The organism is Terrisporobacter petrolearius (assembly GCF_020748185.1).
Taxonomy (GTDB): Bacteria; Bacillota; Clostridia; order Peptostreptococcales; family Peptostreptococcaceae; genus Terrisporobacter; species Terrisporobacter petrolearius.
This window is the reverse complement of record NZ_JAHZMO010000012.1, coordinates 25,977-42,756: the sequence shown is the minus strand read 5'-3', so window position 1 is coordinate 42,756 and position 16,780 is coordinate 25,977. Positions and strand designations below refer to the sequence as shown.

Annotated in this window: 16 protein-coding genes and 1 pseudogene; 4 read left to right on the top strand and 13 right to left on the bottom strand. The window is 27.9% G+C overall.

Features of this window, described 5'->3' with window-relative positions; genetic code table 11:
* Positions 1-39 precede the first annotated feature (39 nt).
* Both yfmH and yfmF read right to left on the bottom strand, forming a co-directional pair.
* Positions 40-1,326: an EF-P 5-aminopentanol modification-associated protein YfmH gene (gene yfmH / locus K0040_RS09265; protein ID WP_228108618.1), complete on the bottom strand. Its 1,287-nt coding sequence runs from the start codon at positions 1,324-1,326 to the stop codon at positions 40-42.
* Positions 1,327-1,328: 2 nt separating this feature from the next.
* Positions 1,329-2,603 carry an EF-P 5-aminopentanol modification-associated protein YfmF gene (gene yfmF, locus K0040_RS09260; protein ID WP_228108617.1) on the bottom strand — a complete coding sequence of 425 codons (1,275 nt, stop codon included), beginning with the start codon at positions 2,601-2,603 and terminating at the stop codon, positions 1,329-1,331.
* Positions 2,604-2,962: 359 nt separating this feature from the next.
* Here yfmF and ychF point away from each other — a divergent pair, with 359 nt between their 5' ends.
* Together ychF and K0040_RS09250 are read left to right on the top strand one after the other, a co-directional pair.
* Positions 2,963-4,060: a redox-regulated ATPase YchF gene (ychF, locus tag K0040_RS09255; RefSeq protein WP_228108616.1), complete on the top strand. Its 1,098-nt coding sequence runs from the start codon at positions 2,963-2,965 to the stop codon at positions 4,058-4,060.
* Positions 4,061-4,231: 171 nt separating this feature from the next.
* Positions 4,232-4,711 carry a pyridoxamine 5'-phosphate oxidase family protein gene (locus tag K0040_RS09250; RefSeq protein WP_228108615.1) on the top strand — a complete coding sequence of 160 codons (480 nt, stop codon included), beginning with the start codon at positions 4,232-4,234 and terminating at the stop codon, positions 4,709-4,711.
* Positions 4,712-4,879: 168 nt separating this feature from the next.
* Here the strand turns inward: K0040_RS09250 and K0040_RS09245 are convergent, their stop codons facing one another.
* Positions 4,880-5,290: an FxLYD domain-containing protein gene (locus K0040_RS09245; protein WP_228108614.1), complete on the bottom strand. Its 411-nt coding sequence runs from the start codon at positions 5,288-5,290 to the stop codon at positions 4,880-4,882.
* A 93-nt stretch (positions 5,291-5,383) separates the two neighbouring features.
* On the bottom strand, positions 5,384-6,490 hold the full coding sequence (locus tag K0040_RS09240) for a serine/threonine-protein kinase (protein WP_228108613.1): 1,107 nt from the start codon (positions 6,488-6,490) through the stop codon (positions 5,384-5,386).
* 69 nt (positions 6,491-6,559) lie between these two features.
* Between K0040_RS09240 and K0040_RS09235 the strand changes: the two genes are divergently transcribed.
* Positions 6,560-7,000 carry a hypothetical protein gene (locus K0040_RS09235; protein ID WP_228108612.1) on the top strand — a complete coding sequence of 147 codons (441 nt, stop codon included), beginning with the start codon at positions 6,560-6,562 and terminating at the stop codon, positions 6,998-7,000.
* A gap of 105 nt (positions 7,001-7,105) precedes the next feature.
* Here K0040_RS09235 and metA read toward each other — a convergent pair whose 3' ends face one another.
* The 9 genes from metA to K0040_RS09190 all read right to left on the bottom strand — a co-directional run bounded on the left by metA (position 7,106) and on the right by K0040_RS09190 (position 15,351).
* Positions 7,106-8,023 (bottom strand): homoserine O-acetyltransferase MetA, encoded by a 918-nt coding sequence (gene metA / locus K0040_RS09230; RefSeq protein ID WP_228108611.1) that lies wholly within the window; start codon positions 8,021-8,023, stop codon positions 7,106-7,108.
* A 135-nt stretch (positions 8,024-8,158) separates the two neighbouring features.
* A complete protein-coding gene (locus K0040_RS09225) occupies positions 8,159-9,442 on the bottom strand; it encodes an Nramp family divalent metal transporter (protein ID WP_228108610.1) in 1,284 nt (427 codons plus the stop codon).
* A 41-nt stretch (positions 9,443-9,483) separates the two neighbouring features.
* Positions 9,484-10,242, bottom strand: coding sequence for a LamB/YcsF family protein (locus K0040_RS09220; RefSeq protein ID WP_228108609.1), 759 nt, complete (start codon positions 10,240-10,242; stop codon positions 9,484-9,486).
* Positions 10,243-10,264: 22 nt separating this feature from the next.
* Positions 10,265-11,050 carry a putative hydro-lyase gene (locus K0040_RS09215; protein WP_228108608.1) on the bottom strand — a complete coding sequence of 262 codons (786 nt, stop codon included), beginning with the start codon at positions 11,048-11,050 and terminating at the stop codon, positions 10,265-10,267.
* A gap of 16 nt (positions 11,051-11,066) precedes the next feature.
* The gene (locus K0040_RS09210) at positions 11,067-12,407 is read right to left on the bottom strand and encodes an acetyl-CoA carboxylase biotin carboxylase subunit (RefSeq protein ID WP_228108607.1); all 1,341 of its coding nucleotides are present in this window, start codon (positions 12,405-12,407) and stop codon (positions 11,067-11,069) included.
* A gap of 16 nt (positions 12,408-12,423) precedes the next feature.
* Entirely contained in the window at positions 12,424-12,855 is a 432-nt protein-coding gene (gene accB, locus K0040_RS09205; RefSeq protein ID WP_228108606.1) for an acetyl-CoA carboxylase biotin carboxyl carrier protein, read from the bottom strand.
* A gap of 26 nt (positions 12,856-12,881) precedes the next feature.
* A complete protein-coding gene (locus tag K0040_RS09200; protein WP_228108605.1) occupies positions 12,882-13,892 on the bottom strand; it encodes a 5-oxoprolinase subunit C family protein in 1,011 nt (336 codons plus the stop codon).
* Between the two features lie 2 nt (positions 13,893-13,894).
* Positions 13,895-14,614 (bottom strand): 5-oxoprolinase subunit PxpB, encoded by a 720-nt coding sequence (pxpB, locus tag K0040_RS09195; protein WP_228108604.1) that lies wholly within the window; start codon positions 14,612-14,614, stop codon positions 13,895-13,897.
* Positions 14,615-15,135: 521 nt separating this feature from the next.
* Positions 15,136-15,351: a PRD domain-containing protein gene (locus K0040_RS09190; RefSeq protein WP_228108603.1), complete on the bottom strand. Its 216-nt coding sequence runs from the start codon at positions 15,349-15,351 to the stop codon at positions 15,136-15,138.
* Positions 15,352-15,943: 592 nt separating this feature from the next.
* On the opposite strand from K0040_RS09190, the pseudogene K0040_RS09185 reads away from it, so the two are divergent.
* Positions 15,944-16,732, top strand: a pseudogene (locus K0040_RS09185) (AI-2E family transporter); the annotation flags it as partial.
* Positions 16,733-16,780 lie beyond the last annotated feature (48 nt).

Sequence of the window (16,780 nt, the reverse complement as noted above, 5' to 3'; positions counted from 1 at the left end):
TATCCTTTATTTTATTGCATTTTTATTTTTATATAAGCATTATCTAGGCTCTGCAATAGATATAACACAATTTTCTTCTTTAAAATGATTATTTAGTCTTTCACTTACCTCTTCAAATGTGACTTCCTTCATTACTTCAACATAATCAAGTAAGTTTATACCTTTAAATTTGTAAGTTATAAAATTATTAGCAATAAAAGTAACTGAGTCAAAATATTTAATAAAGTTACCTATATTTTTTTTCTTTGTTCTTTCAAAGCCTTCTTTGTCTAAACCTTCTAATTTAAATTTTTCAATATAAGACATTATAACTTCTTTTACTTTATGAGGATCTTTTGATTCTCCTCCTATAGATGTATATGCATAATCTACTTGTGAAGAGAACCCCGCACCAAAGTTTGGCGTTATAAGGCCTTGCATGTATAAATCTTCATATATAATACTACCTTTTTTGAATAACATATCTGTAATGATATCTGTCATTACCTCATATCTTAGTAATTCTTCACCTTTCATTCCTACTTTGTCATCTTTAAAGCAAATTGAAAACATTGGCATAGATATAGGAAATTTGGCAACAATCTCTTTTTTCTTAACTTCCTTAGGTTCTTGTGGATAAAATCTCACAATCTCTTCTTGAAGTTTTTGTATATCTTTATGATTAGCTTTTTTTACATGTTCAAATACTTCTTCTTTATCCAAATCGCCTACAACAAATAAAATCATATTTCCTGGATTGTAGAATGTATTATAGCATTTATATAATTCTTCTTTAGTTATCTTATATATACTGTCCACAGTACCTGCAATATCTATTCTAGTTGGATGATCTACATACATAGCTTTTAATGCATTAAAAAATACGTTCCACTCTGGATCATCATTGTACATTTTTATTTCTTGTTCAATTATTCCCTTTTCTTTTTCCACATTTTCATCTGTAAAATAAGGTGTTTGGACATAATCTATTAAGTGCTCTAAACATTCATAAAAATATTCTGTAGCTGAGAATAAATAAGCTGTCATAGTAAAATTAGTAAACGCGTTGGCATTTGCTCCATATTTTGAAAACTTATCAAATGCATTTCCTCCATCTGGTTGCTCAAACATTTTATGCTCTAAGAAATGGGCAATTCCAGCATTTACAATCATTTTATTTTTTTCATTTATAGGAATAAATTCTAAATCATTTGAACCATAATTAGTTGCAAGAACAGCATATTTTTTAGTAAACCCTTTTTTAGGCATAAAATAAACATCTAAACCATTTTCTAATTTTTCATAACATAATTCTTCTTTTAATAATTCATTAACTATTTTTTCCATTTTTATGCCTCCATGTTATTACTTAAGAAGTATATAGTATCTAACTGAATATTTTTAAATGCATCAACTATATCTTTCACTGTAACCTTTTCTATAATTTCTATAATTTTTTCCACAGTTGAGTTTGTTTGGCCCATTGTTTGAGAGAAGTAAAAATCTGATGCTCCTCCTATAGAGTCTTTTATTGTTTTTAATGAACTTACTAAAGCACTTTTACTATTTAATAATTCTTCCTTAGAAATTTGGCCTTCTTTTAAGCATCCTAATTGTTCTTTTATTAGCTTAATTGTTTTATCGTAATTTACATCTTCTATTCCAGAAGCTATAAACATGGATGTTTTATATTTTTCTAGTGAAGAGTATATATAATAGCATAAACTTTCTTTTTCTCTAACATTTACGAATAACTTTGAATGAGGTCCTCCACCAAGAACATTAGAACCTACAAATAAAGAATAGTATTTATATTCGTCTTTATAGTCAATATTGCATCTAAATCCCATAACAAGCTTTCCTTGTGTTATATCCATCTTTTCTTTTATTATCTTAACTTCATCCACATTTTTTTTGAAATCTGCTCTAGGTATTTCTACTATGTTCTCTCTATGGAAGTTAAATCCGCTAGATATAATCTTTACTATTTCTTCTTCATCAAAATTTCCTTCTACTACTATATCAATTGGTGAAGTCCTCATAATTTCCATATAATGTTCATAAAGCCCTTTTGAAGTTATTTTATCTATGTCTTCTAAGTAACCCAAATCACTAATTCCATATTTTTCATCTTTAAACATTTCTTCACGTGCACGCTCAATAGCATATCTACCTTTATCATTTATAACTGACTCTATTCTATTTTTAAGGTTTTCTTTTTCTATTTTTACATATTCTTCTTTAAATCCCCCATCTATAACTAATGGATGATTTACTACTTCGTCTAAAAATTCCACAACAGGTTTAAATATTTTTTCGTCTAAGTATTTTTCATCTGTACTAATAATTTTAAAAGTAATTACTTGAGTTTCTCCTCTTTTACTACTATCAGCGCCTATAGAAACTCCATATAAATCATCCTGATGCTTGGACATTTCTCTAGCGCTTGGATATTTTTCACTCCCACTTTTTATTATAGAAGGAAGTAGTGCATTCATAGTTACTTCATCTCTATTTAATAATCTTTGGATATAAATACTTACTAAATTAGTTTTGAATTTTTCTTCTGGTATTAAAGTTAAATTAATTCCTTTACCTAGATTTATTGTTTTATTATTTTTCATTTTTACCTCCTCTTATGAGTATTAACTTGTATATACAATAAATGATTTATATATTCAAAATTTTTCCTTCTACTTAATTATATATCTTTTATTATTTTCTAAAATACTTATTTTTATTTCGTTTGCACATTTTTATTAGGATATGCCAAATTTCAAGTTAAAATCCTATTAATAATATAAATTCTTACAAAAATAATGTATTTTACAAATAATAACTTATTTCAAACGTGTTTACACATATTAAGATTATGATGTATAATCAATATGTATGTCTAGAAAATACTAAGAAGTGTTTATAATTTATGTATAAATAAAATTGACAAATATGTAAATTCATATAAGAAAGGAAGATTATTAATATGAAATTAGGTATAGTAGGATTACCAAACGTTGGTAAAAGTACACTATTTAATGCTATAACTCAAGCAGGAGCTGAATCTGCAAACTACCCTTTCTGTACAATAGAACCAAACGTTGGTGTTGTTTCTGTTCCAGATGAAAGATTAGAAGTACTTAGAGAAATGTATGATTGTAAAAAAGTTGTTCCAACAGCTATAGAATTCTGTGATATAGCAGGTTTAGTTAGAGGCGCTTCAAAAGGTGAAGGTTTAGGAAATAAATTCTTATCTCACATAAGAGAAGTTGATGCTATAGTTCACGTTGTTAGATGTTTTGATGATCCAAACGTCGTTCACGTTGATGGAAGTGTTGATCCACTTAGAGATATAGAAACTATAAACTTAGAATTAATATTCTCTGATATAGAAATATTAGAAAGAAGAATATTAAAAAGTGGCAAAGCTGCTAAAGCTGATAAATCTATCGCTGCTGAAGTACAATTCTTAAAAGAGATACTAGCTGTTCTAGAAGAAAATAAATCAGTTAGAACTATGGATTTAAACGATGATCAAAGAGAATTTGTTGAAACTTTAAATTTATTAACTTCTAAACCAGTAATATATGCTACAAATGTTTGTGAAGATGATTTAGCTGATGAAGGCGAAAATAATGAATATGTTCACAAAGTTAGAGAATTTGCTGCTGATGAAAGCGCTGAAGTTGTTGTTGTTTGCGCTCAAATAGAAGCAGAAATAGCAGAATTAGAATCTGAAGAAGAAAAACAAGAATTCTTAGAATCTTTAGGTCTTGAGCAATCAGGTCTTGATAAATTAATAAAATCTTCTTACTCTTTACTTGGGCTTATGTCTTACTTAACTGCTGGTGTTCAAGAAGTCAGGGCTTGGACTATAACAATAGGAACTAAAGCTCCACAAGCTGCTGGTAAAATACACTCTGATATGGAAAAAGGATTCATTAGAGGTGAAATAGTAAACTATAAAGATTTAGTTGAATGTGGTTCTATAGCTAATGCAAGAGAAAAAGGTAAAGTTAGACTTGAAGGTAAAGAATACGTAATGCAAGATGGCGACGTAGTTAACTGGAGATTCAACGTATAAAACAAATATAAATAATTAAGCCAATTATAGACAAATGTCTTTATTGGCTTTTTGTTTTCTTTATATAAATAAAAATTTTAATATTCTGTATATTTTTCAAATACATTTTTTTACATATAATAGTGCTATAATTATTACAATTATATATTATATACTAAGGGGATGGGGATTTTGAGAAGAAAAGATAGAACTATTAAGGATATTAATACAATCAAAGAGATTGTTTCTAAATGTCAAGTGGTTAGAGTCGCCATGTGTAAAAATAATGTACCTTATTTAGTTCCTTTAAATTATGGTTATGAATTTAGTGACAAAGGGGAGCTTATTCTCTACTGTAACTGTTCTACCATAGGTAAAAAACTTGATATTTTAGAGGAAAACCCAAATGTATTCATAGAAATTGACAATAAAAAACATATTATCGAAAATGATACTTCTTGCGACCATGATTTTGAATACTATAGTATAATGTCTGCAGGTAGGGTTGGATTTGTCCATAATATTTATGATAAAATCCATGGTCTAAATAAAATAACAGGAAATTATACTTCTAAAAATAGTACCAGTGAGTTTAAAAATGAAGCTTTAAATAAAATTTTTTTGCTAAAAATTACATGCACAAATATTTCTGCAAAAATTTGCACTAGATAAAATAAATTAACAAGGTGTAGTGTGAATAAAAACAGATTATCTCACATTACACCTTTTATATTTATGAGAAATTTCACAAATTTCATAACAAAAAAAGTATGCATTTCCCCCAAAATGCACACTTAATATATATAATTTAAATACCCCTATTTAAACTTTTTTAATTATTTAAAAAGCACTGGATTTTACTTTAATATCATATTTATCAAAATCATTTTCTGAGCAGAATATTTCAATTTTTCTCTTTTCTCCAGGCTCAATTTCTGTTTCATTAGTAAATGATTTTTCTATAACTGTTCCGTCAGAGTTCATTAATTTATATTCAAATTCAACATAGTCTATGACTTTTTTGCTGGTATTTTCAAAGATACCAACTATCTCAGTACTATAATCACCTCTTTTTACTTTCCATTTTATATCTTTAGCCATTTCTTGTAGCTTATTATCATTTTTAACTGTTTCTTTTTCCACTTCTTTTACTGCATTATCTACACTAGACATTCCTGCTCCAACTAATGCTACACAACCTCCAACAATAACTACAAATCCAATAATAATACCTAATAATATCTTCTTCATATTTTACCTCCATAAGTAATTGTCTAATTATAAATTAATTATATAAATTTACTCATGGGTGTTGGTACGCTGTCAGCATACAAAATTGAATTTTTAATTCATAGTTAAACTTAATAATACACCGCCAATTAAAAAGATACATGTAACATAAATAAAATATCCTACCAACCTGATTGCTACTTTTTTGCTTTTTATCAATGGTAACTTGTTTTTTATTCCTAAATAATTTGTAAATATGAAATAAGTTGATAACATCACTATAACAAGTATAATATTCTCTAAAAATTCATTAAAACTTTTTGCAATAAATAGACCCATTGTTAAAAACAAGTACCAAAGACTAGCACCAATCATATATATTGGATTTTTAGTTCTAAAACCTGGCAAGGCTTTTGAATAATAATGTTCTGTTTTTATATCTTCTTTAATATGATATTTACTATCTGCTTTTTTATCCATGTTAGTATATTTTTTATCATAAAGTTTACTTTTTAATTCTTCTTTTAAATCAAGGACATTAGCATATCTTTTTTCTGCAGATATATTAGTACATTTTTTTATTATGTCTTTTAGCAAAGTATTATTAAATTCTTCTTTTATATGTTTTCCCGTAGTTAATACATTCATCATAATACCCATTGCATATATATCACTTCTACAGTCTGTTTGATCAAATCCAAACTGTTCTGGAGAGGCATATCCTTTTGTTCCAAGAAGTGTTGTATCTAAACTTTCACCTTCTTTATAAATTCTTGAAATATCAAAATCAATTAATTTTAATATATTATCATTACTTATAATTATATTAGCTGGTTTGATATCTCTATGAATTATAGGAGGATTTAAACTATGAATTTCATATAAAGCATCACACAAAGAAATCATATATTCAATTACTTCTTTCTCTCTTAGCTTATTTTCTTTTTCTAGAATCTCCTGCAAAGTATTTCCATTTATAAACTCTTCAATTATTATAAGTTGATCCTCTTTTTCTAATATTTCATATATTTTAGGTATATTTTTACAATTTATATTTTTTATAACTTCATATATTTCCTTTGTATACTCTTTTATTACTTTCTTTATATATATTTTTTCATCTTGTATATTTTGAACTATAAAAATTTCAACTTTTCTACTTTTATGAATAGATTTCAGTTCCTCATACAATGATAATTTAAATTCCATATTTATATTCAAATTTAGCACCTCATATTATTGATTTTCTAACGCTAAAATTATATCATATTACATAAAGAGGTGAAATATATGAAAAATCTAGAAACAATAAAGCTTATGAGTTTATTAAATAATATAGATGATGAATCTAATTTAGATGATTTTATATCAAACACTTTAGATAACTCAAGAAATATAAAACTTTGTGAATATTTCGAAAAAATATTCAAAGAAAAAGGCATGAGTAAAAGCGCCGTTATTAAAAATGCAGACTTAGATAGAACTTATGCATATGAAATTTTAAGAGGAGATAAAAAACCTAGCAGAGACAAAATATTACAACTATGTATAGGTAGTAATTTCACTTTAGATGAAACTAATAAGGCTTTAAAAATAGGTAATTGCGGTGAACTTTATCCCAAAATTACAAAAGATAGTATTATAATCTTCGGTCTAAATAAAAACTTAAATATCCTTCGTATTAATGACCTCTTATTTTCTTATAATTTAACATTATTAGGAGAGGAATAACCTTATTCCTCTCTATATTTTCATATTGAATTTATATCAATTATTTCCCAGGAAAATTTATTAATAATTCTATTTGCTAAATAAATATATCCCTGATTATATCAATCAATTTATTTCTTCTATATTATAAGGTGTATTTTGGTATACACAGTAGTTTAACCAATTTCCAAAAACTATATTGGCACTTTCTCTCCAAGTAACGAAAGGAGTAGTTTTGTCATCATCATTTTCAAAATAATGTTTAGGTATTTCTATAGATAATCCCTTACTTAAATCTCTTAAGTATTCTCCTTTTAAAGTATCTCTATCATATTCTAAGTGACCAGTTATAAATATTTGTCTTCTACTTTTATTAGCTACAATAAATATCCCTGCTTCATCTGATTGTGATAAAATTTCTAAGTCATCAACTTTCTCTATATCTTCTTTTCTTACTTCTGTATGCCTAGAATGAGGAGCATAGAACAAGTCATTCAGACCTCTCGTTAAATTGTCATGTTCAAAATTATTCCTATGTTTAAATACGCCAAATAATTTTTTATCTAATTGATATTTAGGCACATTGTAATGATGATAAAGAGCTGCTTGTGCTCCCCAACATATATGAACTGTTGAATAAACATGATTTTTAGTCCAATCCATTATATTTTTCAATTCATCCCAATAAGCCACATCCTCAAATTCCATTTGTTCTACTGGTGCCCCAGTAATAATAAGTCCATCAAACTTTTCATCTTTAACGTCATCCACATATCTATAGAATTTTTCCAAATGTTCAAGCGGTGTATGGTTTCCCCTATATGATTTAGTTTGAAGTAATGTAATTTCAACCTGAAGTGGTGTATTTGAAAGATATCTAAGCAGTTGATTTTCAGCTTGTATTTTTATAGGCATTAAATTTAATATCCCTATCTTAAGCGATCTAATATCTTGATGATTTGCTCTTTCTATATTCATTACAAAGATATTTTCACTTGATAGTACATTGTATGCAGGTAACTGTGATGGTATTTTTATAGGCATTTATTTTCCCCCTTTTTCTATATTTAGAATAAATTATAGCACAACTATATATTTGTTTAGTTAAAAAAGTCATAGTAAAATATAAAGGATAAGGTTTTATTATAAAACCTTATCCTTTATATAATTATATTAAATTTACATAAACAATCCCTTTACAGCTTCAGCAAATGATAATAATGAACGATAACTTATAACTAAAGTTACACTTAATATACATAGACCCAATACATTATTCCAAAGCTTATTTTTATGCTCACCCAAATCCTTATGATTAAGCACATATATTAAGAATATTGCAATAATTGGTAATATTATAGCATTTGCTGCTTGAGCTACGAGTATGAGTTCTGTTGGGCTTGATGACATTCCAAGAGCGCTAAGCACTATACCTACTCCTAAAACTATCATCCAAATTATTTTAAACTTCATACTTTTCATATCCTTTTTATATCCAAGAGCACCTGTTGTAGCAAATGCTGCTGAAAGTGGTGCTGTTATTGCAGAAGTAAAACCTGCAGCAAATAATCCTATACCAAAGAACCATTTTGCCCATGACCCAAGTAATGGTTCTAATTGCTCAGCCATTACTGCTCCACTATCTATAACTGTTTGGCCTCCATGAAAAGATGCTGATGCTGAAATAATTACAGCCATAGAAATAAGACCTCCAAGTCCTATAGATATAACTGTATCTATTCTTGCATTTTTTAAATCTTCTTTACTAGTCCATCTCTCAGATACTGAAGATGCATGTAAAAATAAGTTATAAGGAACTACTGTTGTTCCTATTAATCCTACTATAGTTAACCAATCATTTGCTCCCGCTCTTGGTATAAACATTCCTTTTATAATTGCTCCAAAATCCGGTTTTGAGACTATGGCAGTAGTAAAAAATGTAACACTCATAACTAAAACTAATCCTATTAATATTTTTTCTATTTTTTTATAATTTCCTGACCAAAGTAACGCAAATGCCACTACGCCTAACAATGGTGCCCATATAGTATTCGGAACTTGTGGTATTAATATTGAAAGTCCCATAGAACCACCAACTAAATTGCCTGTTTCATAAGCTATATTTCCTATAAATATGGCAACTATTACTATTCCTACTGCTATGCCTTTTAATATTTTATTAGAAATTTTTTCTCTAATGTTTTCACCTAAACCTTTTTGAGTAACTATACCTAACCTTGCCGCCATTTCTTGAAATATTATTGTTGCAACTGTTGAAAATAACATTGCCCAAAGAAGAGTATATCCACTGCTTGCTCCTGATTTTGTACAAGTTGTTATTGTCCCCGGACCTATAAATCCAGCTGCTATTAAGGCTCCCGGACCTATATTTTTTAATTTTTCTTTAAATTTATTTTCTTTTTTTACTATTTCTTCAATTGAATTCTCCTTTAAAACTTCCATACCCATTCCCCCTTTAAATTTTCTAAATATGATTACAATCTCTAAAATAATGGTTTTATTTCTATATTATCTTCTTTTAACTTTTTATTTATTTTTTTTACAAACTCCAAAGCTTTTATTCCATCACCATGGACACAAATAGAGTCAGCTTTTATATCTATATACTTTCCATTTATGGATTCTACTTTTTCATTTACTATCATACCTATTACTCTGTCTATTGCCTCGTCCTCATTAGTTATTATTGCTCCATCTTTTTTTCTGCTTACTAAAGTTCCATCTTCTTCATAAGCTCTGTCTGCAAAAACTTCATTGGCGCATTTAAGTCCAACATCTTCTCCTGCGCGAATTAACTCACTTTTACTTAATCCTACAAGTATAATTTCTTCATCAAATTCACATATAGCTTCACATATGGCTTTTGATAAGTTATAATCTTTTGCTGCCATATTATACAGTGCTCCATGAGGTTTTACATGATTAAGTTTCACATTTTCACTTTTACAAAATCCATATAATGCTCCTATTTGATATTTTATATATGCTTTAGCTTCCTCCAAAGAAATATCCATATTCCTTCTTCCAAATCCCATCAAATCTAAAAATCCCGGATGAGCTCCTATAGATATATTATTATCTTTAGCTAATTTAACAGTTTTTTCCATTACAACTGGATCTGAAGCATGAAAGCCACAAGCTATATTAACAGAAGAAACATATTTAATGACTTCCTCATCTAATCCTAATTTATATCTTCCAAAACTTTCCCCTAAATCACAATTTAAGTCTACTCTATACATAACTTCTTCCCCCAAAACTTATTTAGTCTTTTAATTCTTCATTTTTAATGTCAGTAATTAGCATATGACCTGGTGAATGAGTTATTACTATACTAGGTTTTACATTCATAACTACCGATTGAGGTGTTACCCCGCAAGGCCAAAATATTGGGACTTCCCCTTTTTTAATTGTTACACTATCTCCAAATTCAGGACTATTAATATCTTCAATTCCAATTATTTTAGGATCTCCAATATGAATGGGTGTACCATGAACCTTTGGAAACTGTTCAGTTACTGTAACTGCTTTTATTACCTGATTATAAGGAATAGGCCTCATACTTACTACCATATTCCCTTTAAATATGCCTGCTTCTATACATTCAATGTTAGTTTTATACATTGGCACATTACACCCTTCAGCAATATGCCTTACTTCAATATGATTTTTTATTAGTTCTGATTCAAAAGAAAAGCTACATCCTATTAAAAAACTAACAAAATCTTTTTGCCAAAATTCTTCTACGTCCTCATATTCTCCCCTTAATATTCCATTTTCATATACTCGATACTTTGGAATATCTTTTGCAATATCCACGTCTTTTGCAATATATTTTAAACTTCTACTCCCCTCATCTGACACTTCTAAAATAGGGCATGATTTCGGATTTCTTTGTGTAAATAAAAGAAAGTCATAAGCTAAATCTTTAGGTAAAATTACTAAATTAGCCTGAGCATAACCACTACATATACCAGAAGTTGGTTTTAAGTACTTGCCTTCTCTAATCATTTTTCTAACTTTAACTGGTGACTCTTTTGAGTAATCCATTTTTACACCCCCATTTTTATCGTAGTAATTCTTCTATAAATCCTGTATCTACTTTCCCATTCACATAAACTGGGTTATTCATAAGAGAATATTGAAAATTTGCATTAGTTTCAATCCCACCTACTACTAATTCATCTAGAGCAATTTTCATCTTTTCAATGGCTTCTTTTCTATCACAACCATGAACGATTATTTTTCCTATCATAGAATCATAATTAATTGGTATGTTATATCCACAATATACAAAGGTATCAACTCTAACTCCATTTCCTCCTGGAAGATTTAATGAGGTTATTTTCCCTGGACATGGCAAAAAGTTATTTGCTGGATTTTCTGCATTTATTCTACACTCTATGGCATGTCCCTTTATATTAACATCCTCTTGTTTCAAAGATAATTTTTCACCATAAGCAATTTTTATTTGTTCTTTAATTAAATCCAAACCTGTGACCATTTCCGTTACTGCATGTTCCACTTGAATTCTTGTATTCATTTCAATAAAATAAAAATTAAAATTCTCATCCATTAAAAATTCAATCGTACCTGCATTTTTATAATTTACTGCCTTTGCAGCTTTAACAGCCATACTTCCTATTTTTTTTCTAGTTACTTGATCAATAACAGGAGAAGGTGACTCTTCTATCATTTTTTGATGGTTTCTTTGTATAGAGCAATCTCTTTCACCTAGATGAATTACATTTCCATAACCATCCCCTAAGATTTGAACTTCTATATGTTTAGGATTTTTAATGTATTTTTCAACATACATAGTATTGTCATTAAATGCATTTACTGATTCTACCTGAGCCAAATTAAATAGTGTTTGAAAATCTTCTTCACTTTCTACTATTCTCATGCCCTTTCCTCCACCACCAGAAGATGCCTTAACTATTACAGGGTATCCTATTTCATCTGCAATTTTTTTACCTTCTTCACTTGTATATATAGGCGCCTTACTTCCTAGAACAACAGGAACGCCGGCTTGAATCATTGTGTTTCTTGCTTTTGATTTATTTCCCATAGCATCAATTATTTTACTATCTGGACCTATAAATTTAATGTTTTGTGATTTACATAACTCTACAAACTCGCTTTTTTCTGACAAAAAACCAAATCCTGGGTGAATTGCATCTGATTTTGTTACTATAGCTGCACTTACAATTTTACTCATATCTAAATAGCTTTCCTTTGGATTTGCCTCTCCAATACAAATCTTTTCATCTGCCAAAACCGTATGAAGTGAATTTTCATCTACTTTAGAATATACTGCCACTGTTTTTATCCCTAAAGTTTTACAAGCTCTAATTATACGAACTGCTATCTCTCCCCTATTTGCAATTAATATTTTATTAAACATAACTAATCTCCCATAATTAAAGTACCTTTATTTTTATTAGACTCTGACCATATTCAACTGTATCATTGTTATTAATTAAAATGTCTTCAACTATTCCATCGTAATTACATTTCACTTCATTCATTACTTTCATAACTTCAATTATACCTACTACTTGATCTTTAGATACTTTATCTCCTACAGCAATATAAGGTTCTTCCTCAGGCGATGGCGAATTGTAAAAAGTACCTATAAGTGGAGATTTGATATACTCAAAATTATCCGACTCTACTTTTTCAACTTCTTCTTTTATTTGCAAAACTTCATTTTGTGTGACTGGTTTTGTACATATAGTACCTTCCACATTCTTTTCTATTTTTATTTTTGTATCTCCCTCTTTAAAAGAAAATTTAGTAAGTGCAGATTTATCTATTGCTTCAATTAATTTTAATATTTCTTTGAAGTCCATGTTAGTGCCCCCCTTTTGCAAACTTGCTATTTATTATTTAACAATATTTCAATTTTCTTAGATGTATTTCTTGGATTTAGTACTTCAATACACGGCTTATTAATTTGTTTCTTAAGTTCTTTAATTTTTTTTATTTCATCTCTATAAAGCTTTTGTGCTTTTTCTACAGATATTTTTTCAAATTTTATTTTGTCTCCAGTTTTTCTTTGAGCTAGTTTTCCAATATCTACAGAGATAACGGTTGCAATTTTTGTATACCCGCCTGTTGTCTGTCTATCGCTTAACATTATAATTGGTTTGCCATGGGAGGGTACTTGTATTGATCCTAGGACAATTCCATCAGATATAATATCTGCACATGTTTCATGTTCTATAATAGGTCCATCTAATCTACATCCCATCCTATCAAACTCCTTTGTTACCTCATATTTTTCATTTAAAAATGTATAAATTCCTTTTTGTGTGAAAGCATCGTCTTGAGGTCCTAATATTACTCTCACCACAACTTCTTTTTCTTCTTCTAACTTAAAAACTAATTTTCTAGATAAGTAATTTTCTAAATATACCTTTGGCGAAGAAAATTTAATAAAATCTCCCTCTTTCAACGTTCTTCCTTTATATCCACCTAAAGAACATTTTACATTTGTTGATTTACTCCCCATTACTTTATCAATTTTTAATCCTCCACAAAAAGCTATATATGCCCTAGCTCCTGTTTGAGCGTTTTCAAAAGATAAAATATCATCTTTTTTAATAAACAAAGCTTTATACATAGGGATATTTTCTCCATTTATTTTTGGTTTTAAATCACCACCAGTTATAGCTATAAAGTTTTCTTCTGTAAATTTTATTTTAGGTCCAATCAAAGTTATTTCTAGACCCGCTTCATCTTCTCGATTATCAACTAGAATATTTCCAATTGCTAAAGATTTTTTATCCATTGCTCCACATACAGAAAAACCCGAATCTTGATAACCAATTCTCCCAAAATCCTGTACAGAGGTATATAGTCCAGATTGTAGTATTTCAATTCCCAACCCTATGCACTCCCTTCAACCACATTACATTCATAAATTCCATTTTCTACTAAGTCTTTTATTTTATAATAATCTTTTTTGCTTATGGGCTTAAATTTTATATAATCTCCAGCTTCATATAAAATTGCTCTGTTTCTATTTGAGTCATATGGCTTAATAGGTGTTCTTCCTATGATCCTCCACCCACCAGGAGATGCTAAAGGATAAATTCCTGTCTGCTCCCCACCAATTCCTACTGCTCCTGCTTCTAATTTTAATCTTGGATTTTTTAATCTTGGTGTGACTAACTTTTCATCCATCCCTCCTAAGTATGCAAAACCTGGTAAAAAACCTAGCATATATATTAAATATTCTTTTGAACTGTGTAGTTTTATAATTTCTTCTTTAGACAATTTTGTATATTGACTCACAAAGTCTAAATCTTTTCCAAATTCTTCATCATAACAAACTGGAATTTCTATAACTTTTCTTACTTTGTTATCCTTAACATCTATGGTTTCTAATAAATCAGTTACAATCTCTTTTGCTTCACTAAAAAATAATGTTTCCGGATTATAATAAATTAATAGCGCTTTAAAAGATGGTACTGCTTCTACTATTCCATCTATATTTAATGACTTAATTTTTTTATTAAAAACTCTAATTATATTATTAATTTCATAATTAATTTCATCGCCAAATTCTAAAGTTAGAGCTGAGTCTCCAACTGGTAAACATTTCATTAATACACCTCCATCATGATTAAATTCCAAATTCTACTTTCAAAATAAGTTTATATCAACCCTATTCATTTTAATATAAATTGTATATTAAAGTTTTTATTTTTGCAATATTTTTTTTAACCCTTGCAATTATTTTTAATTAATAATATTTGTAATATTTTCAAACCTACTAAAACCTTAATTTTTAAAGCATTTTTATTGTTTATTTATTATGTTTTATATTTAATAAGTATTTTTTTGCATATCCAGATTCATTTTATTCATATAAATCAACTTACGAACTTTTAATTTCAATTATTCAAATATTCAATTTTCTTTTTAATTTGAATTCATTTTCTATTTTTTCTTCAAAATCAAAAATAACCATAGAATTTCCAATGAAAAGATTATTCTATGGTTTAATATACATTTATATAGCTTCTTTTTTACCAAAATTAAATTGGTAAATCAAATCTGCTTTTTCACATACAATTGACGAATGCGTTACAACAGTAACACTTTTTTCTTCTTTAACTAATTTTTTAAATATCTTTAATATTTATTTTTTTCATATCTACTAAAATATCATCTGTATCTTTTATTGTTTCATTCAAAAATAATCTTTGAGATAAAAATTTTAAATGCGTTATTAATCTTGAATAATGTAAGCTTTCTTCATCTAATTTAATTCCATAAAAATCATTTATTATCTTCGCAATATCACTTATTAAAGTAGTAATTTCAAGCGCATCATTCATATTAGTGTTGTATTCTGCATTTACAATGCGTAGCGCAATACTTGTTGCTTCATCTTCAACAACTAATATTTTTATCTATTTATTTATCTAATTACCTCATACCTTTCCGTGGCTTATATCTACTCGTATATATTATAACTATTGTTGAGAAACTATCCCCCTAATATAGACTTTAATAATTTGTTGCTATTTTCATAATCAACTTTGAAATCATCTATTTCCAAATACATTTCAGGGTGTAATTTATGACAGCAATTACTATAAGAATGATCCATGTTCACTACTAATAACTTTCGACTTCCTAATATTAATTAAACTAAGGTTTTATTTTTGTTTCAAAGTTGTAAAATTGTAGTTTTTCCCTTATAATATCTTTTCTTGTATTCTAGTTTGAAAAGTTAATATAGGTTTTATAATAGCATATATGCTTAACCAACCTATGAAAAAATTAGAGGATAAGTTTAAATTAAAGAGAGGAGTTTCCGTTTTAATAATTTATGGAATAACTTTGGTTATATTAATCTTTTCATGGTTATTTATTGTGCCAGTCATAAAATCTAATATTAATTAGCTTGCTCTTTCTGTTCCAAGCGGTATATATCAGGTACAAGATTTGATTAACAATATTTCATCACAATTTAAATTTGATATTACTAACCAATATATAAAATCTCAAATTAGTGATTTTATTACTAAGGTTCTAATTCCAATATCAAGTTTTACAGCATCTACTGTTAGTAGCTTTATTATTAATTTAATGAGTACCATTGTATCTTATACTATAAACATTGTACTGGGATTAGTTATCTCAGTTTATCTACTTTTATCAAAGGAGAAATATATTAAAGTTGTAAGTTTATTTTTCCCAAAAATATTAAAACAACATTATTTTAAAGTAAAAGAATTTCTTAATATTTTAGATAATAATGTTGGTGTATATATAGTAGAAAAAGCTATGGATTCTACAATTTATGGTATTATTTGTACTGTAGTACTTGCATTAACAGGTTCTAAATATGCATTATTTATAGGAATAATTACCGGTGTAACTAATATGATTCCTTTCTTTGGTCCTATTTTAGGTACTATAATAGCTGTTGTTACCAACTTATTCTTCTCTATCAATAAAGCTATTTTAGTTTTAGTAGTTATGATAGTAGTTCAACAATTAGAAAGTGCCATATTAGAACCTCATTTTGTTGGAAAACAAGTTGGTGTACCACCAATATTAACAATATTCGCTGTAACATTTGCTGGAAAATATACAGGATTTTTAGGTATTTTATTAGCCGTACCAGTCACTGGAGTTCTTTTAATTTACTTTAAAAGATATATTTACAACAAACAAGAAGAATCTTTAAGCAATATTATACAAAACTAACAACATAAAAAATGAAAATACCTTAGAATAGACTTTTATAACCTATTC

Coding starts and splice junctions, on each gene's coding strand:
- yfmH (WP_228108618.1), bottom strand. CDS start 1,326: ATGGAAAAAATAGTTAATGAATTATTAAAAGAAGAATTATGTTATGAA.
- yfmF (WP_228108617.1), bottom strand. CDS start 2,603: ATGAAAAATAATAAAACAATAAATCTAGGTAAAGGAATTAATTTAACT.
- ychF (WP_228108616.1), top strand. CDS start 2,963: ATGAAATTAGGTATAGTAGGATTACCAAACGTTGGTAAAAGTACACTA.
- K0040_RS09245 (WP_228108614.1), bottom strand. CDS start 5,290: ATGAAGAAGATATTATTAGGTATTATTATTGGATTTGTAGTTATTGTT.
- K0040_RS09235 (WP_228108612.1), top strand. CDS start 6,560: ATGAAAAATCTAGAAACAATAAAGCTTATGAGTTTATTAAATAATATA.
- metA (WP_228108611.1), bottom strand. CDS start 8,023: ATGCCTATAAAAATACCATCACAGTTACCTGCATACAATGTACTATCA.
- K0040_RS09225 (WP_228108610.1), bottom strand. CDS start 9,442: ATGGAAGTTTTAAAGGAGAATTCAATTGAAGAAATAGTAAAAAAAGAA.
- K0040_RS09220 (WP_228108609.1), bottom strand. CDS start 10,242: ATGTATAGAGTAGACTTAAATTGTGATTTAGGGGAAAGTTTTGGAAGA.
- K0040_RS09215 (WP_228108608.1), bottom strand. CDS start 11,050: ATGGATTACTCAAAAGAGTCACCAGTTAAAGTTAGAAAAATGATTAGA.
- K0040_RS09210 (WP_228108607.1), bottom strand. CDS start 12,407: ATGTTTAATAAAATATTAATTGCAAATAGGGGAGAGATAGCAGTTCGT.
- accB (WP_228108606.1), bottom strand. CDS start 12,855: ATGGACTTCAAAGAAATATTAAAATTAATTGAAGCAATAGATAAATCT.
- pxpB (WP_228108604.1), bottom strand. CDS start 14,614: ATGAAATGTTTACCAGTTGGAGACTCAGCTCTAACTTTAGAATTTGGC.
- K0040_RS09190 (WP_228108603.1), bottom strand. CDS start 15,351: ATGAATGATGCGCTTGAAATTACTACTTTAATAAGTGATATTGCGAAG.